Origin of the sequence: Salinivibrio sp. HTSP (assembly GCF_003390965.1) — a bacterium.
Classification (GTDB): Bacteria; Pseudomonadota; Gammaproteobacteria; order Enterobacterales; family Vibrionaceae; genus Salinivibrio; species Salinivibrio kushneri.
Genome location: NZ_PXUD01000029.1, coordinates 25,817 through 48,080 on the forward strand (window position 1 = coordinate 25,817; position 22,264 = coordinate 48,080).

Sequence of the window (22,264 nt, forward strand, 5' to 3'; positions counted from 1 at the left end):
TTTTAGAATAGAGCCTGGTATTGTCGTGTAAAACCTAATGAACAACTCAAGGCAAGGCTATGCAGCAAGACTCGGTAACCAATATCCACATTCGTGACGAGCAGGTGCTTCTCACACCAGAGCAGCTCCGTGCCCAGTTCCCGATTGAAAAAAGTACTCGTGCGGCGATCAGCCAAGCGCGACAAACCGTGGCGGATATTATTCACAAACGCGATCACCGCTTACTCGTGGTGTGTGGCCCTTGCTCCATTCATGATGTAGAGGCGGCCAAAGATTACGCGCGTCGTCTGAAAGCCTTGTCGGATGAGCTGAGTGGTCATTTGTTTATTGTAATGCGGGTTTACTTTGAAAAACCACGCACCACCACTGGCTGGAAAGGCTTAATCAACGATCCGCATCTGGATGGCAGCTTTGACGTGGAGTCTGGCTTAAAGCAAGCGCGTGGTTTGCTCACGGATTTAGCGCAAATGGGGATCCCGCTGGCCACTGAAGCGTTGGATCCTATCAGCCCACAATACATTGGCGATCTGTTTAGCTGGGCGGCGATTGGTGCGCGTACCACCGAGTCGCAAACCCATCGTGAAATGGCCAGTGGCCTATCGATGCCGATTGGCTTTAAAAATGGCACGGATGGCAATCTGGCCACCGCTACCAATGCGATGAAAGCCGCTGCGTCCGGGCACCGGTTTATGGGGATCAACCAAGCCGGACAAGTGGCGTTATTGAATACCCAAGGTAACCCGAACGGCCATGTGATCCTGCGCGGCGGTAAGCAAACTAACTACGACTCAGTCTCCGTCGCCGAATGTGAGCAGCAAATGGAGGCCGCGGGACTGAACCCGTCCCTGATGGTGGACTGCAGCCACGCGAATTCACGCAAAGATTACCGTCGCCAACCGCTGGTGGCGGAAGATGTGATCCATCAAATCAAACAAGGTAACCGCTCTGTGATTGGCTTGATGATTGAAAGTCACCTCAACGCTGGCAACCAATCAGCGGAACTACCGAAAGATGAGATGGCATACGGGGTGTCGATCACCGATGCTTGCATTGATTGGGCGTCTACCGAACAATTGCTCCGTCATGCCCACCAAGAGCTGGCAACCTCTCTTAAACAACGTATTCAACAGGGCTAAATCATGGTGGCAGAACTAAGCCGACTGCGCGATCAAATAGACGATGTCGATAAACAAATGGTGAGCCTGCTCGCGCGCCGTTTAGAGCTGGTCGCAGAAGTGGGAGAGGTAAAAAGCCAGCATGGCTTGCCCATTTATGCACCGGACCGTGAGGCGGCGATGCTCGCGTCGCGTCGTCAAGAAGCCGAGTCGCAAGGCGTGCCACCGGACTTAATTGAAGATGTGCTGCGTCGCACCATGCGCGAGTCGTACAGCAGTGAAAACGACTCTGGCTTTAAGTGTCTAAACCCGGATTTACGCCAGATCGTCGTCATCGGCGGTAAAGGGCAGCTAGGTGGTTTGTTTGCGCGCTTGTTTGCGCTTTCTGGCTATCAAGTCACGGTGCTGGATAAAGATGATTGGGGGCATGCCGACGCCCTACTGGCCAATGCAGGAATGGTGGTGGTGTCGGTACCCATTGACGTCACAGAAACTGTTATTAATAAACTGACCCAACTACCAGACGATTGCTTATTAGTGGATCTCACCTCTGTTAAATCAGGTCCGCTACAAGCGATGTTAGCCGCGCATTCAGGGCCCGTGGTCGGGCTGCATCCGATGTTTGGTCCAGATGTGGCCAGCCTTGCCAAGCAGGTGATTGTTTATTGCGACGGCCGCCACCCTGAGGCATACCAATGGCTGCTCGAGCAATTTCGTATCTGGGGCGCCGGGTTAAACCGGATCAGTGCCATTGAGCATGATGAAGGCATGACGCTGATCCAAGCGCTACGTCACTTTACGTCATTTGTTTACGGGGTCCATTTGGCAGAAGAAAATCCCAACCTCGATCAGCTTACCGCGCTAAGCTCACCGATTTATCGCTTAGAGCTTGCGATGGTGGGGCGTCTGTTCGCCCAAGACGCTGGCTTGTATGCGGATATTATTATGTCCTCGCCGCAAAACCTGGCGATGATCAAGCGCTTTTACCAGCGCTTTGGCGAAGCGATTGACTTGCTTGAACAACACGACAAAGCCACCTTTGTTGATGCGTTTGCCCAAGTCGAAAACTGGTTTGGCGACTATGCCCCACGTTTTTTACAAGAAAGCCAAGGCCTGTTGCGACAAGCCAACGATGCGACCCACCGCACCTCGACCTGACTTATGTACACTATCCCACTTGGCATTGACAAAAGCCCACATCGTGGGCTTTTGACGTTAATGGTCACTGGCGGTTACTCGTGGCTGTCCGGCAGCGATACCTCGGTGGGGGAAATGGTCTCTGACGGGTAGCAGCCGAGCACTTTTAGATAACGGGTCAGGGTAGTGAGCTCGTCTAATGCGCTTTGCATTACGTCACTAGCCATATTGGCTTCAACATCGACGTAAAACATCTCTTCCCAGGGGTTGCCGAGCACGGGGCGGGATTCGAGCTTGGTCATATTGATGCCACGCTCGCGCAGTACCATTAAACACTCCACCAAGGACCCGGCTTGTTGTGAGGTCGACATAATAAACGTGGTTTTGGCAGGGGTCAGTGACGACACTTTAACCGGCTTGCGGGCCACCACAATAAAGCGGGTGTGATTTTGCTGTTGGTTGGCTATCTCGCTCTTAATCGCGGTTAAACCGTAAAACTCACCACTGGCCGCATGGCCAATCGCGGCCACATTGGGTTGGTTTAAATCCGCCACTTGTTGCATGGCCTCAGCGGTGCTGGAGCAGTAGATTTTCTTCACGTTACCCAAGGTATCTATGTATTCGCTGCATTGCTGGTGCGGCTGCGGGTGGGCATACAAGGTATCAATTTGGCTTGGGTCTTGGTCGCCGACAGTCAGTAGGCAGTGGTCGATAGGCAGCGTAAGCTCACCGACAATCGATAAACGCGTGTGCTGCAGCTGATCGTACACTTCATTGATTGAGCCAGAGCTGGTGTTTTCTACCGGTAAGATACCGTAATCGGCATGGCCAGTTTCTACCGTTTCTACCACCTTTTTAAAGCTGTCACAGGCCATCTCCACCAGTTCGGTTTGCTTGCGGCTAAAGTACTGGCGCGCGGCGAGATAGGAGTATGAGCCTTGGTTACCTAAGAAAGAAACCCGTGCCACTGGACGTTGATTGTCTGGGTTGGCCAGGTTTTGCAGGTAGCGCTGCTGAATCAGCACCGAGTCTTCGATAATGGTGTGAAACAGACTCAGTACATAGTGGGCATCTAACTGGTGATCTTGCGCTTTGGTCACCAGTTTTTCTAATAAGGCTTGTTCACGGGCTTGATCGCGAATCGGTTTTTGCACGGCGACTTTGTTTTTGGCGACATCTAGGCTTAAGCGACGGCGCTCGGCCAATAGCGTCAGCAGCTCTTGATCAAGCTGGCTTATTCGCGTGCGTATCTCATCCAGTGGGCGTGGTGTGTCTGGCATACATTATCCTTGTTCTAATACAAAAAAACCTCCCGGTTGGGAGGTTAGTGCGCCAGGCTGATTGGGCTTAGCACGCTTCCTCCCGCGTTAGCGAGATAAAAAAGAAGCGAAAGAAACAAGCGAGAATCAGCATTGGGCGTTGTGTTGTTATGTTTGCGTATGGATTAACCATATGGGGCGCAGGCAGGCGTGTCAAGGATCAAAAAGCCCCGCGAGGGCGGGGCTAACATGTTTAGCGATTTAGGGGGTGCGCTGAGGGTTAGATTTCCTCATCGGCTGGATTTTCTTCCATCGCAACCGTCGCGGCTGATTTATCGTTACGGCGCGCTTCGCCTTTGTGTTGAACCTTATTCAGTTGCTTCTCGAGTTTTTGGCCCACCTCGTTAATCGCTTTGTACATGTCGTCGCTTTCGGCAGAGGCAACCAGTGTTGAACCTGGTAGCCCAGCTTTGGCTTCCACTTTGAACTGGTGGTTTGGCTCCTTACTGATCACAGCATGAGGATTGATGAGTGCCACCTGCCACTTGGCCAGCTTTTCAAAGCGGCTTTCGATGCGCTCACGGATGGCGGGAGTGATTTCGATGTTTTTGCCTGCAATTTCCACTCTCATACTCTTTCCTCTTTGTTCCCCTGTATTAGGTTCATCTTCAGATTACCGCTTTTCAGTATTGATAACGTGACTTAGCTCATGTTTAAAGGGGGGAAAGATGTTGATAGGAGGATCTGTGAGCACTCGCGAATCCTGATACCGAAAAGGCCGTAAAAGCCTTGAACTCAATGCCAAAAATGCTACGTTGGGAGAGATAACGAATGCTAATTCACCCGCCGGTCAGGGGCGCGTCGCGCCTATGTATTTCCCTACCTTTTACCTGTGGTTAAAAATGTGCCACAAATCTGCTGGTGCTTTTTGGCGCTTGCGGTGCTGCGATAGAGTTTAAAGCAACGTGGGTATAAAAAAGGCGACCAAGTGGGCCGCCTTTGACAAGAACTCAAAGAGCGCTTGATTAGTTATTAGCGTGTAGATCGTGGTTGAGCTCAACCGCACTTTTGTTGGTTAAACACTCAACCGCACCTGTTTTAGAGTTACGACGGAACAGCAGATCGGCTTTGCCCGCCAAATCACGCGCTTTGATGCTTTCTACGGCGTTGCCGTCGGCGTCGAGCATAGTCACTTTGGTGCCAGCGGTGACATACAGCCCTGACTCGATGGTGCAACGATCGCCGAGTGGGAAGCCAAGACCCGCGTTGGCACCTAATAGTGAATTCTCGCCAATCGAAACGACAATCTGGCCGCCGCCACTTAACGTACCCATAATCGATGCACCGCCGCCGATGTCGCTGCCTTGACCGACCATCACACCAGCAGAGATTCGACCTTCAATCATGCTCTTGCCTTCGGTGCCAGCGTTAAAGTTGATAAAGCCTTCGTGCATCACTGTGGTGCCTTCACCGACATGCGCGCCCAAGCGAACGCGGGCGGTATCGGCAATACGCACACCAGCGGGCACCACGTAATCGGTCATTTTCGGGAATTTATCCACGCACTCAACGGTCAGCGTTTCGCCTTTCAAACGCGCTTCCATCTGACGCTCAGGCAACTCTGGCAAGTCGATCGGGCCTTGGTTGGTCCAAGCAATGTTGTGCAGCAGGCCAAAGAGCCCTTCTAGCACCACACCATGTGGTTTCACTAAGCGGTGCGAGATCAGTTGTAGCTTGAGGAAGCCTTCTGCAACCGATGCAGGCTTGCTGTCATTTTCGAGGATCACCAGCACCAGCGGCTGTGTGGTTTGTTGAGCCTTGCTGGCAAAGTTAGCTGCCTCTTGCGCGCCAGCGGCGGCGAAGGCTTCACTGATTGCAGCGCAGGTTTCTGGTGCAATCGCTAGTACCTGATTACCGGCGCTATAATCGGTTAGCGCACTTAAGGCACTCACCAGATCATCGCTCGGGTTAAGCAGGGGCGCCGGGAAATAGGCTTCAATGATTTTACCGTCCTGGTTTTGAGTGGCGGTACCAAGTGCCAGAGCAAAGCTTGCCATTGGGGGAGATCTCCTTGTGTCGTTGGGCTTAAAACATCAAACACTTCATCTTAAAGACAAGCGGCGGTGGTTGGAAGCGCTTAACGGCGGGTGAAAGAAAAAATGCTTACAGGTCAGCGCACCGATTCACATTGATGCATAGGCATCAGAAGACAGGCATAAAAAAGCAAGCCAAATAGGCTTGCCTTTCGCGGATGTTAAAAGGGTCAGCAATCACAACATTAGGCCGCGTTGGCGTCTTTGTCGTCACTATTGGTGTCCGCTTTGGTCTCGCTTTTAGCGGGCTTTTTCTTAGCCGCCTTGCGTTTGGCACCGAGTGCTTCGAGGACGGAGTCTTTGTGTTGAGCAAGGTATAGCGACAAGGCTTCACGCTTTTCTTCGTCGTCTACCAGTTCGCTCTCTCCAATCAGATCGAACATGGCATCCGCCATATCTAACATTTTGTCGTAGGCGTCGGCTTCGGCTTTGGAGGTAAATGTCATCTTTTCTTCTCCCTCGCGTTCGACCACGTACTTGACGATAACGGCCATAATTACCCTCTCTTCGTTGATTCACTGTCTTTTTATACAGTAGGATAAGGGCCATTGTCCACTGACCCTGCCATGATTGTGACATGAGAGAAAAATTTAGCACCATTTATCAACGTGCCGCTGAGCGTAAAGGCGGTCAACGTGCGTTAGAGCATATGCTGGTGGCACCGCTTGAACATGATGCCTTGTGTGAGATACCGGATGATCGCTGGTTAGCGGCGTTTAGTCAGAAGGTGTTTCAATCGGGCATTAGTTGGCAGGTGGTCCGTAAAAAGTGGCCCGGATTTGAAGAGGTGTTCTGGGGCTTTGATATTGAGAAAATGCTGCTGATGCCGCCGGAAATGTGGGAAGAAAAAGCCACCAACCCAGCGATTATTCGTCACCTTACCAAGGTGATGACGATTCCGCACAACGCGGAAATGATCCACCGCGTGCAGCAATCGAACGGCAGTTTTAGCCAGTTTGTCGCCGATTGGCCCAGCGAAGATATTGTCGGTTTATGGCAGTATTTAAAAAAGCATGGTAAGCGTTTAGGCGGTAATACCGGTGCCTATACGTTGCGCCGAATGGGCAAGGACACCTTTTTGTTCACCCGCGATATCGAGCACTACCTGCGCGCGACCAAAATCGTTGATAGCGGCCGAGAGACCAAGCGGGCGATGCAAGCGGCGCAACAGGCATTTAATCAGTGGCAGCAAGAGTCGGGCCGTTCACTGAACCATATCAGCCAGCTGATCGCCTTCAGTGTGGGTGACAATCGGGTTTAATCGCTCAGCGATTTGCTGTGCTATCACACGCTTAGCAAGTCGTGTGCGAGGTCGCGGTGTGTCGGTGGCGGTTTGCGCTTATCACGGCAATCGGCCACAATCGATGCCAGTTATCTTTCCCATGTGAGCGCCTTGTGTTTACTGTTTATCACTCTAATCAGCTCGATCTGTTGAAATCGCTGTTGGTCTCTCTGATCCAACAGCGACCGCTGTCTGACCCTTTTCAAAAAGAACTTATTCTGGTGCAAAGCCCCGGCATGGCGCAGTGGTTAAAAATGGCACTCGCCCACGAGCAGCAGATTGTCGCTAACGTCGAATTCCCACTTCCCGCCACCTTTATCTGGCAGTTGTTTGTGCGGGTGTTGGATGGCGTGCCTGAGCGCAGTGATTTCAACAAAGAGGCGATGACATGGAAGCTAATGGATATTCTGCCCAGCTGCCTGGATGCCCCTGAGTTCGCTGATTTAGCCGCGTATTTGGAAAGTAGTCAGGATCAGCAGCGTGCTTATCAGCTGGCCGAAAAAGTGGCCGATATTTTCGACCAGTATTTGGTCTATCGCCCCGAGTGGGTGCTGGCGTGGGAGCAAGAGCAACCGGTGCCCGAGCTTGACGATGTGCAGCCTTGGCAGCAAAAACTGTGGCGTCGCTTATACGATCACACCTTGGCGTTGGGCCAATCGCCTTACCATCGCGCCAACTTGTATCAAGAGTTTATCGACACCTTAACCAGCCATCAGCACAAACCTGAGGGGCTGGCTGATATTGAGCGGGTCTTTGTGTTTGGTATCTCGGCGCTTCCACCACGCTATCTGGATGCGTTGCACGCCCTAGGTGAGCATGTGGAGGTGCATTTTATGTTCACCAATCCATGCCGTTATTATTGGGGCGATATTCGCGACAAGCGCTATCTGGCTAAACGTGCCGCATTGGACCGCGATAAAATCAGCCGAATTGAAGACATCCCCGCCGACAGCCAATTGGCTCTGGGGCTTGATGAGCCCGAGTACGGTGAAGTAGGTAACAGCTTGCTGGCGTCGATGGGAAAACTGGGGCGCGATAACTTACTGCTACTCTCGGAAATGGCCTGTAATGAGATTGATAGCGGCTTTGTACCTATTAATCGCGATCACCTGCTGCATCATCTCCAAGCCGATATTTTGGATTTGAATGAGCCGGGTGATCCCAAGCAAACCGAGACCAGTGCGGCGAAAACAGAAATCGAGCCAGATGATGCTTCCATCGCTATCCATGCCTGTCACAGCCCGATGCGCGAAGTCGAGGTGCTGCACGATCAGCTGCTCGCGATGTTTGAGGCTAACCCCTCACTGAGCCCCCGCGATGTGATTGTGATGGTGGCGGATATCAATGCCTACAGCCCCGCCATTCAAGCGGTGTTTGGTAATGCGCCTCGCGAGCGTTTTATTCCGTTTTCCATCTCAGATCGCAGCGCCGATCAAGAAAGCCCGGTGTTGGCGGCATTTTTACGCTTACTCACTCTGCCTGATAGTCGATGCAGTGCAGCGGAGCTGTTGGAAATTCTTGAGGTGCCGGCGGTCTCGCGCCGTTTTGCCATCGACAGCCAACAGTTTGATCAGATTAAACAGTGGGTGGAAGAGACCGGTATTCGCTGGGGGCTTGATACCCACACCGCGAGTCAATTTGCCTTGCCCGAACAGTATCAGAATACCTGGCTATTCGGCTTGAAACGTATGTTACTCGGCTACGCGATGCCGAGTGAGGCAGGGCTGTTTGCAGACACCGTGCCTTATGATGAAGTCCAAGGGCTTAATGCGGAGCTGGCGGGGCGTTTAGGGCTGTTTATCGACACCTTAATTCACTACCAGCAGCAACTGGCGATTGAATGCGATGGCAAGACGTGGGTGGCGCGGTTGACCCAAATGCTGGATGACTGTTTCGCCATTGAAGGGGATGAAGAGTTAGCAGTCAAATTAATCCGTACCCAGTTAGACAGTTGGCTGACACAGCTTAGCGATGCCGCCTTTACCCATACGCTAACCTTGCCCGTGGTGCGCGATTACTTTAATGGTCGCCTCAATAACGAGCGAGTCAGCCAGCGCTTTTTAGCCGGGCAGGTTAACTTTTGTACCTTGATGCCGATGCGCTCCATTCCCTTTGATGTGGTGTGCCTGCTAGGAATGAATGATGGCGTGTACCCGCGCACTGTGCCTAGCGTCGGTTTTGATCTGATGGTGGGCCGCACCCGGGCAGGGGATCGCTCGCGCCGCGACGATGATCGATACCTATTTTTAGAAGCGCTGCAGTCAGCACAGCAGCGTTTGTATATCAGTTATGTCGGTCGCTCAGTGCAAGACAACAGCTTAAAAGTCCCATCGGTGCTGGTCACCGAGCTGCTTGAGTATTGCACCCAAGGCTACTGTTTGGCTGGTGACCGCGACTTACCCGAACGCCAGTCACGTCAGCGGCTGGAAGAGACGCTTATCCAGACTCACCCCCTGACCCCCTTTAGCCCTGAGGCGTTTGCTCACGGTGGCAGTTATGCGCAAGAGTGGCTACCGGCCGCCCAAGGACAAGGGACGCAACTGCCGGCATTTATTGGCGATGCGTTAAGCCCTGATCCGGACAGCCACCAGGATCCTGTGATTGAGTTTGCTGAATTGCAGCGCTTTTGGCGGCTGCCCGTGCGCTACTTTTTCCAACGCCGCTTGAAAGTCTTCTTTGAGCAGTTAGAAGCGCCGTTAGAAGAATTCGAACCCTTTAGTTTAGATACCTTGCACCGCTTTCAGCTGCGCGATCAGCTGTTAGCGCACTTTATTGAAACCGATGACAGCCCCCAAAGTGTGCAGGACTTTATGGCCCGACAGCGTGGGCAGGGCAAATTACCCTTGGCGTACTTTGGCGAATTGACCTTGGATACGCAAGTTACGGTGATCCGTAACATGTACCAACGCTTAACGCCTTTGCTCGCCGCGCCGCGCCCCGATCTTGAACTTAATCTGACCCTCCCTACTGCGTTGGGCGAGGTGCAGCTGCAAGGCTGGCTCAATCGGCGTTATCAAGACAGCTTAGTCCGCTTTCATTGCGGCGATCTGACCGTGCGTCATCAGCTTGCGGTATGGATTGATCATTTATGCCAATGCGCGATGGGCGAAGCCGTACCGAGTACGTTGGTGGGGGTGAAAGAAACCATCGAGTTTTCGCCACTCAGTAAAGATGACGCGCTTGCACACTTACAAGCCTTGGTTGAAGACTATCAAAACGGCCTAAATCAGCCGCTTACCTATCTGCCAAGCTCAGTCGGAGCGGGGATAAAAGCCCGAGATGGCAAAAAAGGCTTTGATAACAGTGATACCGGCCAAGACAAAGCGCTAAAAGCCATGTGTGATGCCTTTGTCGGGGGCTTCAATCCTGGTGAAGTACAAGACCCTTATGTATACCGTGTTTGGCCGCAATGGCGTGAAAGCTTCGGCCAAGCGCTATTAGCTACAGGCGATCGCCACTTAATGCCGATGCTAGCGCAGCGACAAAAACACTAGTACTCAGCGAATCCTCCTCATGTGAGTCAGCGGCCTCTGTCTCCTCCCCATCTTCTCCCTATAGCCAAGTTGATGCTTGGCTTTCTATTGTGCGTCGATTGTCGTCAAAAGTATGACGAGTGATTCTATTGAATTTTTAATCTATTATTGTGAATTTATACTCAATGTGATGCCTCGAGTATTATAGGAGAGTGAGCGAGAGGTGCGTCCATATTTCTGCGCGTCGAGTGACAGTTGTTACCAATTTGTTGGTTAAAGATTGCGCATCGTGCGTCTCGTTAGGGGTCAATCTATTTGGGGTCTAAATATTTTTCAAACGATCATTTGAATAGCTGGCTTCGACAATAATTTCATTTAAAACAATGGTTTGTTGTTTTTATATTTGTTAGTGGACGTATTATTCATGTGGTTTTGTAGGCTTCTTTTGATGTTTTTTATTTGAACGTGTAATTAACTTAACGCACAATGTCATCGAAAATTCACATAACAAACCATGAAAAAAAGGAAGTGCCTTCATGCATAAATTCTCAAAAAGCGCAGTGGCAACCTTAGTCTCTGGCCTGTTGCTGGGTGCCTCAGCGCACGCCGACGTCAGTATTACTCAAGGCAAGACTGCGATCCCCGATGGCGAGGCAACCCACGCGCAAGACATCACGGTGAAGAACGAGCATGTCGCGTTCGCATTGGCGGTTGAGTCTGCGCCACCGTGGGGTGTGCCACGTGGCACCTTGGTGGATCTTGCGGCGGTGAAAAATGGCAAAATTGATCTAGACCGAGTCGCTTTTGCAGATTTCATCCCTAATAGCTGGTCGGCCTGGCCGAACGATCGCAAGTCGATTGATATTGTTGAAGACAGCGATGAAAAAGCGGTGATCAAAGTGAGCCGTAACTTCGACAAGGTCGACATTACCACTTGGTATACCTTGGAAGCCGGCTCTGATTCGATTGGGCTGAAAACCGTAATGACCAACCAAGGCGAAGACGATCTTGAGCTGGAATCAGGCCACACAATCTGGCCGGATACGGGTTATCAGTTCGCGGTGCCGGGCCTTGAAGGCAATGAAGAAGCGATGGCCGATAATGCCCTTGCCGATCGCATGGTCGCCTATGATCGTGATTGGGCCTTCGCACTGCATGCGCCTTATTTTGATCGCATCAAATACAATGGCCGCGATATGTATTTGGGCCACACGCTGAAAGCCGGTGAGACCCGTACCTTTGACTCAAAGCTGCAGGTTGTTCCTAACGGCGATATGGCACCGATTGTCAAAGCGGAAGCTGAGCGTCATGGCGAAGCAACGGGCACCATTACCGGTCAACTTCGTGCCGACAACGGTAACGTGCCGGACGATGCGATTGTGATGATTGAAAAAGACGGCCACCCTTACGCGTGGACGCTTGCTAAAGATGGCCAGTACGACATGGCATTGCCGGAAGGTAAGTACCAAGTGTATGGTACGGCAACCGGGCATGCGAATAGCCAGCCGCAATCTATTACCGTGAGTGCTGACAGTGAGCAGACACTGGACTTCACATCGCTGAAAAGCCCTGCAACGCTTGCACTTAACGTGGAAGAGGCCGCCTCTGGTGTCGCCAAAGACGCGCGTGTCACCATTATCGAAGGCCAAGCGCCACCGGTTGAGTTCTTGGGTAAACGCACCTTCTTCACTGACTTGCTGCCAGCCGGCCATGCCGAGCTAAAACTGGCACCGGGTGAATACAAGCTGGGCATTAACGCGGGTGCGGGCTTTACTGCAGAATCACAAACCTTGGATGTGACGCTCGAGTCGGGCAAAACCAATCAACAAGTGGTGAAAGTGCCTCAGGTGACTTTCCCGAACCGTAACCACTGGTATGGCGCTGACTTGCACCACCACGGCAATGTGCTGGAAGGGGTAACCCCACCAGAAATCGTGGTGCAGGCTCAGCTGGCAACTGACTTGGATCTGACCTTTATCAGTGATCACGACTCCACCATTAATCACAAAGTCTTTGCTGACTTATCAGCAAAACGTGGTGTGCCTTTCATCCCATCGATTGAGATTTCGCCTTCTTGGGGTCACATGAACCCATTCCCCATCGACAATGGCGCGGCACTAACGGTCGATCCGGGTACTGATGACGTGCATACCTTGATTGATGCTGCACATGACATGGGTGCAGAAGTGGTGCCGATGAACCATCCTTATAACGATTATGGTTATTTCACTAATATCGCCAAAGATGCGGTGCCGGGCGGTGAGACAGACCGTTTCGATCTGATGGAGCTTAACGCTCGCGTTGACAACGAGCCGACTCTGAAAAAAGCACATGATATGTGGGATAGCGGCGAAGCTATGTATTTCACGGCGGGTACCGATACCCATGATGCGTGGAACCAGCTTACTGGTCGTATTCGTATGATGGCTAACGTTGACGGTGAGTTGACGCCACTGGCCTTTGCTAAAGCGTTGAAAGCTGGTCACGGCTATGCCACTCAGGGACCAATTCTATATCCACAAAACATCATGTTTGGTGAAACCGCCAAGGCAGGTGATAAATGGGATATTAATGTGGTCGCTGCGGATGGCCTCAAAGAAGTGCGCTTAATCGGTCAAGGTGGCGAGGTGCTAAACAGCATCACCATTAATCCCGAAGAGAGCACCCAGCGTCTTGAGCTATCACTGCCTATTCCTGCGGATGCAGAAGGTTGGATCAACCTAGAAGTGGAAGACAAAGACGGCAGCACGGCATGGACCAACCCAGTTTGGCTTCAGTCGTAAACGTCGAGTCTCAATAAACGAACCAAGGCCAGCGATGCTGGCCTTTTTTGATCGTGATGTTAACCGGCGCAGATTGATGGTCTTGGTTAGAATATTTTTTACCCCACGGGGTTGCTACAATGGCGGGCAGACTAGGCGATGAAATAATGATATGGAACCGCAGATCCTCAACCCGCTCACCTTGCCACTTGATGGCGTCCGATTAATCGAAGCCTCCGCCGGCACCGGTAAGACGTTTACGATTGCTGGCTTGTACCTGCGATTGTTGCTTGGGCATGGCCGCGCAGCGCCGTGTCGGGTCGAGCAAATACTGGTGGTGACGTTTACCGAAGCGGCAACCCAAGAGCTAAAAGACCGTATTCGACGTCGCATTCATGAGGCGCGTTTTGCCTTTATGCGCGGTGAGAGTGACGATCCTATCATTGAACCTTTGCTGGCAGAGATTAGCGATCATAAAACCGCGGCGCAGCGACTGTTAGAGGCCGAACGCCAGATGGACGAAGCGGCTATCTATACCATTCACGGTTTTTGTCAGCGGATGCTGACCCAAAATGCGTTTGAATCCGGTAGCCTGTTCAGTCATGAATTTGTCACCGACGAGCGACAAATTAAAGCGCGTGCGGCGGCCGATTTTTGGCGTCGTCGTTTTTATCCGCTGCCAAAATCGTTAGCCGGTGTGGTGAGCAGCTACTGGCCCGCGCCAGAGGCCTTATTAAAAGAGATTGCGCCCTATTTATCCGGGCCGGAAGTGATGGTCAAGGCGCCTGATCTCGGCGAAGATCTATTGGCGGCACACCAAGCGGCGATAGCCAAAATTGACGGGGTGAAGCGCGCATGGCGCGAGGCGGGGGAGCAGATCACCGACCAGCTCAGCGCTGCCAAGCTCGATGGTCGCAGCTATCGCAAAGATCATCTGGCGAACTGGCTGAATGCGATGGAACAATGGGCCAATGCCGAGACGCTTGATTACCAGTTGCCCGACAAATTGGAAAAATTCGCCCAACAGACGTTGGCGGCCAAGAGTAAAGCTGAGCCACCGAGCCTAGCGCTATTTGATCAAATTCAGGCATTGGTTGATCAGCCGCCGACGTTAAAACCGGGATTAACTGCACTGGCGATTACAGAAGTGCGGCAGCTGCTCCGCCAAGAAAAACGCCGCCAAGGGTGGCTCTCGTTTGACGATCTCCTTTCTCAACTTGCCAGCGCACTTGACCAAGATAGCCAAGACCAGTTGGCCGCGCGTATTCGCAGCTTATATCCGGTGGCAATGATTGATGAGTTCCAAGACACCGACCCGCTGCAATATCAGATTTTTAGCACTGTCTATCAGCCACCAGTGGCGGACGATGCCCCTGTATTCGCAGACGCAGAGACAGACACAGAGGAAGAGGGTGAGCGCACCGGTTTAATGATGATTGGCGATCCTAAGCAGGCGATTTATGCCTTTCGTGGTGCCGATATCTTCACCTATATTCATGCCCGTGCGCAGGTGAGTGATCACTATAACCTGGCTACTAACTGGCGCTCGACAGATGGCATGGTGCGCGGAGTCAATGCCTTGTTCTCACGTGCGAAGGCACCGTTTGTTTATCAAGACAGTATTCCCTTTTTAGAGGTGGCCTCGTCGCCTAGCGCCAAACAAAAGGCGCTGGTGGTGGAGGGAAACGAGCAGCCCGCGCTCACCTTTTGGCATCACAGCCCGGATGAATTGTGTGGCAAGCAAGATTTTGAACAGACCTTGTCGGTGAGTACCGCACAGCATATCACGCAAGTGCTCAACCAATCGGTGGTGGGCAATAGTTATCTACAGACGCCTTCCGGCCAAGCCGAAATTCAGCCGCACAATATCGCCGTGTTGGTGCGCACCGGACGCGAGGCACAGCTGGTCAAGCAAGCGCTGGCCGAAAAAGGCGTGGCGTCTGTCTATCTTTCTAACCGTGATAATGTGTTCGCCAGCCCTGTCGCCAGCGATATTGAGCGCATCTTAGTGGCGGTGATGCAGCCTGAAAACGAGCGTAAGTTGCGGGCAGCGCTAGCCAGTCCCTTATTTGGCCTGACCGCCGAGCAGCTGGCATTACTCAATCAAGACGAAGCCTTGTGGGAGCAAGAGGTGGTGGCCTTTAGCCATTACCGTGATACTTGGCAGCGCCGTGGGGTGATGCCGATGCTGCGCCAAGTCGCCAGTGCCCGCCAAGTGGCAGAAAACTGGTTGGCGATGCCGCAAGGCGAGCGCTGTGTGACCGACTTTTTGCATATTGCGGAGTTGCTGCAAAGTGCCAGCCAGCAATTGGACAACCCCCACGCGTTGATCCGCTGGCTACAAGAGCGGATGGCCGAGCCGGCTCAACAATCGGAAGAGCAGCAGGTGCGCTTGGAGTCGGAGCGTGATTTGGTGCAAATCGTCACCATCCACAAATCGAAAGGCTTGGAATACGATTTAGTTTACTTGCCATTTGCTTGTCAGTATCGCGAAAGCAGCCAACCTTTTTATCATGATGAACAGTATCAGCCGGTGCTGGCGCTGGATAATGTCGATGAAGGCAAAGAGCGCGCAGAAAAAGAGCGATTGGCTGAAGATATCCGCTTGCTGTATGTGGCGGTGACGCGCGCCGTGTATGGGTGTTTTATCGGCTGTGCACCTCTTAAACAAGGTAACAGTCGGCAAAAAGACTCGGCCTTGCACTTAACGGCCCTCGGCTATTTGCTTCAGCATGGAGAGGCCGGTGATGCTGGCCTGCTGGCCGAGAGTTTGGCTGGATTGGCGAACACGAGTGATGCGGTGGCTGTGGTTGCGCCACCGGAGCCGGATGATAGCCGTTATGCCCCTCAAACGGGTGCGCACGAGGCGCTAAGCGCGCGTCAGTTTGACGGCAAGATTGACCGTCAGTGGCGCTTAACCAGTTACTCAGGGCTGTTAAAACAAAGCCATCATGTCAGCGCCTTGCCCACACTAGCCAGTTACGACTTGGACGCGGACGATGACCTCGCCGATGAGGAAACGCCGGATGTAGCGGTGGATCCTTGGTCGGTTTTCGCGTTTCCCAAAGGCGCACGAGCCGGTACCTTTTTACATACCTTATTTGAAGAGGTGGACTTTACCGCTGATTTGATGAGTGAAGAAGTCGCTGAGCTTATTACCCATCACCTTAGCTTGGAGAACTATGACCCGCAGTGGTGCCCGATATTACAGCAGTGGATGACACAGGTATTGAAACACCCGCTTAATGACCAAGGGCTGAGGCTGAACCATATTGATAACGCCAGTCGATTAACGGAGATGGAGTTCGTGATGCCTTTGGCCACACTAGACTGCCAGCGACTCAACCGACTCGCCGCGCGATATGATGCGTTATCGGCGCGTGCTGGCCAGCTCAGCTTTGACACGGCGCGCGGGATGTTAAAAGGCTTTATCGATTTAACCTTTCGCGCCGACGGCAAGTATTACGTGCTGGATTGGAAGTCGAACCATTTAGGGGACAGTGTGGACGATTATCATCCTGAGGCGCTCAAAGAGGCGATGATCGCGCACCGATACGACTTTCAGTACCAGATCTATACCTTGGCGCTGCACCGCTTTTTGCGCCAGCGGATCCCAGATTATGATTACGACACCCATGTGGGGGGCGTGTTTTATTTCTTTTTACGGGGCGCCAGTGATAGCGGCGAGACCGGTGTGTTCGCGCACCGTCCCGATAAGGCGCTGATTGACGCCTTAGACAACCTCTTTGCTGGAGAGTCGGTATGAAACAAGCATTAATGGCACTCTACCAGATCGGGGAATTGCGAGCGATTGATGTGCAATTTGCTTGTTTGATGGGCGAAGAAGAAACCCAATTAGATAAGGCTGCTATCACGGTATGGGCGGCGCTGCTGAGTCGCGAAGTGGGCAAAGGCCATGTCTGCCTTGATTTGCACCAATGGCAGCCACCCAGTGATGTCGCTTGGCAGCCTTTATTGGCGCACATTGATAGCCAAGCGCCAAGCGAGCAATTGGCACAGGCGTCGGTGGTGTCTGACGGGACGCAGGCGACGCCCTTGGTGCTTGCCGGACACCGATTGTATTTGCATCGCTACTGGCATGCCGAGCAGCAAGTGGCGGGGCATATTCGCCAGCGTCTGACGGCGCTGCCGGTACCGGATGAGGCCAGACAAACTCTAGATAATTTATTTGCTGCCTCTAAGGCAGAGATAGACTGGCAAAAAGTGGCGGCAGCCACCGCGTTGACCCAGCCGTTTGCGGTGATTTCAGGCGGGCCGGGCACGGGTAAAACCACCACTGTTGCCCGTTTGTTGGCGGCGCTGGTGGCGTCGCACCACGCTGAACGCGTAACGTCTGCAGCGCTCACTATCAAACTGGTCGCTCCGACCGGTAAAGCGGCTAACCGATTGACTGAATCTCTAGGACGGGCGATTGCCGCCTTGCCTGTTGATCATGACGTAAAAGCGGCGCTGCCGACCCAGGCCAGTACCATTCACCGGTTATTAGGGGCGATTCCGCAGCGGGTGGCGTTTCGCCATCATAAAAATAATCCCGTCCATGCGGATGTGTTGATTGTCGATGAAGCCTCAATGGTGGACTTGCCCTTGATGGCACAGCTGTTCGATGCCTTGGCGCCCTCAACACGCATTATTTTGCTGGGGGATAAAGATCAGCTTGCCTCTGTGGAAGCGGGGGCGGTGCTAGGGGATATTTGTCAGTACGCCGAGGCGGGCTATCCAGCGGCGCAGGCGGCGCGTTTAAGCCAGTTAACAGGCTTTGACGTACCCGAAAACTCACATGCGCCAGCGATCGCCAGTGCCCTGTGTCTGCTGCGAAAAAGTTATCGTTTTGATGCTCAATCCGGCATTGGCCAGCTCGCCTTTGCGGTGAACCGAGGAGAGATGGCCGAGGTGGGGGCGGTGTTAAAACGCGGCTATGGCGATATTACCCACCATGTGCTGAGTGATGACAGTTATCAGACCCTGATGCAACAAGCGGTGACAGGATATCGCGATTACTTAACAACACTCGATAATGCGACGCTCGAAAACCCGCCATCCATGGCGGACGTGCTGAGTGCCTTTAGCCAATTTCGTTTGTTGTGTGCATTGACCGAAGGCCCATTTGGTGTCGCTGGCCTCAACCAAGCCATTGAGCAGCACTTGGCGTCGGCGGGGCTGATCGCTAAAGAGCGTGATACTTGGTATCACGGTCGGCCGATCATGATTTTGCAAAACGACCATGCCCTAGGATTGTATAACGGTGATATTGGGATTGCGGTGCAACACGCGGGGATCACCCGGGTAGCGTTTGAAACGCACGATGGCGAAGTGCGCTATTTGCTTGCCAGCCGTTTGCCCGCCCATCAAACCGCGTTTGCGATGACGGTGCATAAATCACAGGGCTCGGAGTTTGCGCATACGGTGTTGGTGTGTCCGCCTACCATTTCACCAGTGCTCACCCGCGAGCTGATTTACACCGGCATCACGCGGGCGAAGCGCCAGCTTGATCTCTACGCGTCTTGGCCGGTGCTGCGCCACGGTGTAGGCGCACGCACCGCCCGTTATAGTGGTTTGCCGGATGCCTTGATAGCGCCTTGAGTGCAGTGACATCTGCTAAAGCGCTAAGGTCAGCACCTTAGAGCGACGCTGATAGTTGTACAGCTCTTGGCGAGTGTTGGGGAGTGCTGACACATCGGAGAGCAAAAAGCCTTGTTCCAGAAACCAATGCAAACTATGGGTAGTGAGCACAAAAATGGTTTCGAGCCCTTTGGCTTTGGCGCGTTGTTTGAGGTGATTGAGCAGCATGACACCGCGGTCGCCATCACGATAGTCGGGATGAATAGCGACACATGCCATCTCGCCGGTGCGCGCGTCACTAAACGGATAGAGAGCGGCGCAGCCTATCACCAATCCATCCCGCTCGATGATGGTAAAGCGTGGGATTTCTTGCTCCAGTTGTTCCCGCGAGCGGCGTACTAGGATCCCTTGTTGCTCCAAAGGGCGGATCAAATCCAAGATCCCACCGATATCGTCAATCTGGGCTTGGCGCACTTTTTCGGCACGCTCCATCACGATCTGGGTGCCGATCCCTTCAATCGAGAACAGCTCTTGGATTAATGCCCCATCTTTTTTATAGCTGATTAAGTGACTGCGGGTGACGCCCGCGCGACACGCAGCAATCGCGCCGCGTAAAAAGCGACTGGTGCCAGAGCCAGTATCGCCAGCAGCTTCTCTCGCCTCTAAAAGCGGTTGGGCTTGGGTAGGCAGTAACTCAGAAATCACCTCACTGTCTTGGTTTAAAACCCCTTGCTCGGAGCAAAAGCCAATCAACTTGTCTGCGCGTAACCGAATCGCAACCTGAGTCGCCACTTCTTCGGAGGTGAGATTAAAGCATTCCCCTGTGACTGAGCTGGCCACTGGCCCCATCAGCACGATTGCGTTTTGATCGAGCTGGCGCTGAATACCGTCAATATCGATGCGGCGAATTTTGCCACTGTGACAATAATCAATTCCTTCATCGACGCCTAACGGTTGCGCGATAACAAAATTGCCACTGATCACATTGATCTGAGCGCCGGCCATAGGCGTGTTATTCAGCCCCATGGATAAGCGTGCCGTGATGTCGAGTTGCACTTGGCCGGCCGCTTGTTTGACCACTTCAAGCGCGTGGTTGTCGGTGATGCGAATACCTTTGTGATAAGGCGTTTCCAGTCCGTACTGATTTAAGGCGCAATTAATCTGTGGACGGGCACCAAACACCAACACCAGTTTCATGCCCAGGCTGTTGAGTAGGGCGATATCATTGACGATATTCTGAAAGTTCTCATCCGCCATCGCTTCGCCACCCAGCATAATCACCGCGGTTTTATCTCGGTGAGCGTTGACATACGGGGCCGATTGGCGAAACCCTTTAACCAGTGCGGTACTTCTTATTTTCACGCGGACACCTGTTTAATTATTCACTATATATGCCTTTTTATTCTTTTTCAGGTCTGAGTGTCAAGTCCTGTCTGGTGTCAAGGCGCACGTGAAGTGATAAGGTTTCGCGCGCACTCTCAACACTGCCACTCGCAATGTCGGTAGATGAAGCAAGATCACAATCTAGCGTTCAGCGTCTAAAATAAAGTAATGAGTCAGTTATGCTGGAATAAAAAGCACTGAGAGGTAAGCGTGTGCGAAAAACGAAACAAGTGGTTCTATTAGTTCTTTTGATCTTATTTGGTGGGACGGGGTTTTTAGTGGCGACTCAGCCGGCCATTTTTGCGCCTGACGTGACGCAAGCCGATTTGTATGGCGAATGGGTAGAACAAGATGTGGCACCTTATGCCGCCGACCAGTTTGAAATACGCTCTGATGGTATTTACACCAATGGGAGCCGCGCCACCACTGAGTATCAGTTTGATGGCGATCTGCTCAAATATACGATAGGAACCGAAACCTACCTATATCGGGTTGAAGACGCAAAGACGCTCGAGCGTATTGAACCTGCACATTACACATCCTTTTTTGCCAAAGATAATCGCTCATGAGGGACGTGTTGGCCGCTACGCGGCCTGGATCAGAAGTGCTGTGACTCCAAGGTGGTGAGAAGCTCGTTGACCGAGCACTGTTTTGTTGCCACTTTCCGCAAGAGATCGGCGGTTTCAGCATCACCCCCCAGACAACGTTGAATACTGGTATTAATCACCTGGCGTGTACAGCCTTCGGTGGCCATCATACGAATCCATTGGTATTCCACTGCATCACTATCAAGTAGCGTTGAACGCCCAACTTTTAAATCCATCGCTGCTTTACTCCTTTATGTTGCACTTTCTATGCAGTTTTGTTGCAAGGTCAGTACATAATATTTATATGACAATTTGATGAATGTCGTCTTGGTAAAGGAAGTAAGCCGAATAGCGTCACAATATATCTGTATTGGTTTGCAGACAGTTACAAACTTAACCTCGAGAACTGATTGCCAAGCGGGGCGCTTTTTGCGAGCCTTAGCGCTATTAACTCACTGATTGGAATATGGTGTGAAAAAAGCGTTAGTTGTGATGGCGTGTGTGGCGATATTGGCAGGATGTGTGCGTCCTACCGACCGGGGTCAACAATATATTGATGGGCGATTTGAATCGATACTCACCCCGGTACCACAAGTGGCTTCTGAAAGCCCGCGAGACTTTAGTTTATTCAATGACCAGTTAGCGGCGGTGACCGCCAACTCTCCGTCGTTAGTGGCGGAGCATCAAGCCGTTTATCAGCGTTTGCAAGCCTGGTTAGACGCGGGAGGCAAGATCGAGGCGCTTGCGGATTATGGCTTGGAAGTGAACCAAATGGCAGGGGGAGATGACTTTGGGAACGTGATGTTTACCGGGTATTTCTCTCCGGTGATAGAAATGCGCCACCAGCCGGATGATTTGTTCCGCTATCCTGTCTACGCCAAACCCCCTTGTGATGACGACTGTCCAGATCGCGCTGCTATCTATGCTGGCGCCTTGGATGGGCAGGGCTTAGAGCTGGGCTACAGTGCCTCCCTTATCGATAGTTTTATTATGGAAGTACAAGGCAGCGGTTTTGTCCATTTTGGCGATAACGACCAACTGGAGTATTTTGCCTACGGAGGCAAGAATGGTCACCCATATGTCAGCATTGGAAAAGTGCTGATCGAGAGAGGTGAGGTTCCGCGCGAAAAAATGTCGCTGAAAGCGATCCAAGAGTGGGTGGCTGCCCACAGTAAAGATGAAGTGCGTGAATTACTCGAGCAAAATCCCTCTTATGTTTTCTTTACCCCAAAGGCGGCTGATCCTGTCAGTGGCACGGCGGGGATTCCGTTGAAAGCCGGGGCGTCTGTGGCGGCCGATCGACGTTACTTACCCATGGGCAGTGTGTTACTGGCTGAAGTGCCTCAGTTGGATGAGCAAGGCAACTGGACGGGCGAGCATGTGCTCAAGCTGTTAATGGCACTAGATACCGGTGGCGCGGTGAAAGAAAATCACCTGGATTTATACCATGGCATGGGTCGTGAAGCAGGCGAGCAAGCCGGGCACTACAAGCACTTTGGTCGGGTTTGGAAACTGGACGCCTTAGCGCCACAAAGAGTGAGCCAGTCAGAGTAACGGCCAAGATGAGGTCAGACCCTTAGGAAATAAAAAAGC

At 52.4% G+C, this 22,264-nt stretch carries 15 protein-coding genes; 9 read left to right on the top strand and 6 right to left on the bottom strand.

Annotated features, from left to right (window positions below):
* The first annotated feature begins 59 nt into the window (after positions 1-59).
* Positions 60-1,136 (top strand): 3-deoxy-7-phosphoheptulonate synthase, encoded by a 1,077-nt coding sequence (locus C7A19_RS06225; RefSeq protein ID WP_116644458.1) that lies wholly within the window; start codon positions 60-62, stop codon positions 1,134-1,136.
* 3 nt (positions 1,137-1,139) lie between these two features.
* A complete protein-coding gene (gene tyrA / locus C7A19_RS06230; RefSeq protein WP_116644459.1) occupies positions 1,140-2,273 on the top strand; it encodes a bifunctional chorismate mutase/prephenate dehydrogenase in 1,134 nt (377 codons plus the stop codon).
* Between the two features lie 74 nt (positions 2,274-2,347).
* On the opposite strand, the gene pheA is transcribed toward tyrA, so the two are convergent.
* The 4 genes from pheA to C7A19_RS06250 all read right to left on the bottom strand — a co-directional run bounded on the left by pheA (position 2,348) and on the right by C7A19_RS06250 (position 6,098).
* Positions 2,348-3,532: a prephenate dehydratase gene (pheA, locus tag C7A19_RS06235; RefSeq protein ID WP_116644460.1), complete on the bottom strand. Its 1,185-nt coding sequence runs from the start codon at positions 3,530-3,532 to the stop codon at positions 2,348-2,350.
* Between the two features lie 259 nt (positions 3,533-3,791).
* Positions 3,792-4,142 carry a ribosome-associated translation inhibitor RaiA gene (gene raiA, locus C7A19_RS06240; RefSeq protein WP_046074133.1) on the bottom strand — a complete coding sequence of 117 codons (351 nt, stop codon included), beginning with the start codon at positions 4,140-4,142 and terminating at the stop codon, positions 3,792-3,794.
* A 394-nt stretch (positions 4,143-4,536) separates the two neighbouring features.
* On the bottom strand, positions 4,537-5,568 hold the full coding sequence (gene dapD / locus C7A19_RS06245) for a 2,3,4,5-tetrahydropyridine-2,6-dicarboxylate N-succinyltransferase (RefSeq protein WP_069363496.1): 1,032 nt from the start codon (positions 5,566-5,568) through the stop codon (positions 4,537-4,539).
* A 221-nt stretch (positions 5,569-5,789) separates the two neighbouring features.
* Entirely contained in the window at positions 5,790-6,098 is a 309-nt protein-coding gene (locus tag C7A19_RS06250) for a YebG family protein (RefSeq protein ID WP_077458969.1), read from the bottom strand.
* A gap of 83 nt (positions 6,099-6,181) precedes the next feature.
* On the opposite strand from C7A19_RS06250, the gene C7A19_RS06255 reads away from it, so the two are divergent.
* The 5 genes from C7A19_RS06255 to recD all read left to right on the top strand — a co-directional run bounded on the left by C7A19_RS06255 (position 6,182) and on the right by recD (position 18,722).
* Entirely contained in the window at positions 6,182-6,865 is a 684-nt protein-coding gene (locus C7A19_RS06255) for a DNA-3-methyladenine glycosylase I (RefSeq protein WP_116644461.1), read from the top strand.
* Between the two features lie 134 nt (positions 6,866-6,999).
* Positions 7,000-10,380: an exodeoxyribonuclease V subunit gamma gene (gene recC, locus C7A19_RS06260; RefSeq protein ID WP_116644462.1), complete on the top strand. Its 3,381-nt coding sequence runs from the start codon at positions 7,000-7,002 to the stop codon at positions 10,378-10,380.
* A gap of 515 nt (positions 10,381-10,895) precedes the next feature.
* Complete coding sequence (locus C7A19_RS06265) at positions 10,896-13,142, top strand: CehA/McbA family metallohydrolase (protein ID WP_069363500.1); 2,247 nt, start codon at positions 10,896-10,898, stop codon at positions 13,140-13,142.
* A 151-nt stretch (positions 13,143-13,293) separates the two neighbouring features.
* Positions 13,294-16,887 (top strand): exodeoxyribonuclease V subunit beta, encoded by a 3,594-nt coding sequence (gene recB / locus C7A19_RS06270; protein ID WP_116644463.1) that lies wholly within the window; start codon positions 13,294-13,296, stop codon positions 16,885-16,887.
* Positions 16,884-18,722, top strand: a complete 1,839-nt coding sequence (gene recD, locus C7A19_RS06275; RefSeq protein WP_116644464.1) for an exodeoxyribonuclease V subunit alpha — start codon at positions 16,884-16,886, stop codon at positions 18,720-18,722. Before recB ends, recD begins: the two co-directional genes overlap by 4 nt.
* 15 nt (positions 18,723-18,737) lie before the next feature.
* Here the strand turns inward: recD and argA are convergent, their stop codons facing one another.
* The gene (gene argA / locus C7A19_RS06280) at positions 18,738-20,063 is read right to left on the bottom strand and encodes an amino-acid N-acetyltransferase (protein ID WP_069363504.1); all 1,326 of its coding nucleotides are present in this window, start codon (positions 20,061-20,063) and stop codon (positions 18,738-18,740) included.
* A 233-nt stretch (positions 20,064-20,296) separates the two neighbouring features.
* On the opposite strand from argA, the gene C7A19_RS06285 reads away from it, so the two are divergent.
* The gene (locus tag C7A19_RS06285; protein ID WP_069363505.1) at positions 20,297-20,653 is read left to right on the top strand and encodes a DUF2850 domain-containing protein; all 357 of its coding nucleotides are present in this window, start codon (positions 20,297-20,299) and stop codon (positions 20,651-20,653) included.
* A gap of 29 nt (positions 20,654-20,682) precedes the next feature.
* On the opposite strand, the gene C7A19_RS06290 is transcribed toward C7A19_RS06285, so the two are convergent.
* Complete coding sequence (locus tag C7A19_RS06290) at positions 20,683-20,907, bottom strand: hypothetical protein (RefSeq protein ID WP_069363506.1); 225 nt, start codon at positions 20,905-20,907, stop codon at positions 20,683-20,685.
* A gap of 235 nt (positions 20,908-21,142) precedes the next feature.
* Between C7A19_RS06290 and mltA the strand changes: the two genes are divergently transcribed.
* Positions 21,143-22,225: a murein transglycosylase A gene (mltA, locus tag C7A19_RS06295; RefSeq protein WP_077599271.1), complete on the top strand. Its 1,083-nt coding sequence runs from the start codon at positions 21,143-21,145 to the stop codon at positions 22,223-22,225.
* Positions 22,226-22,264 lie beyond the last annotated feature (39 nt).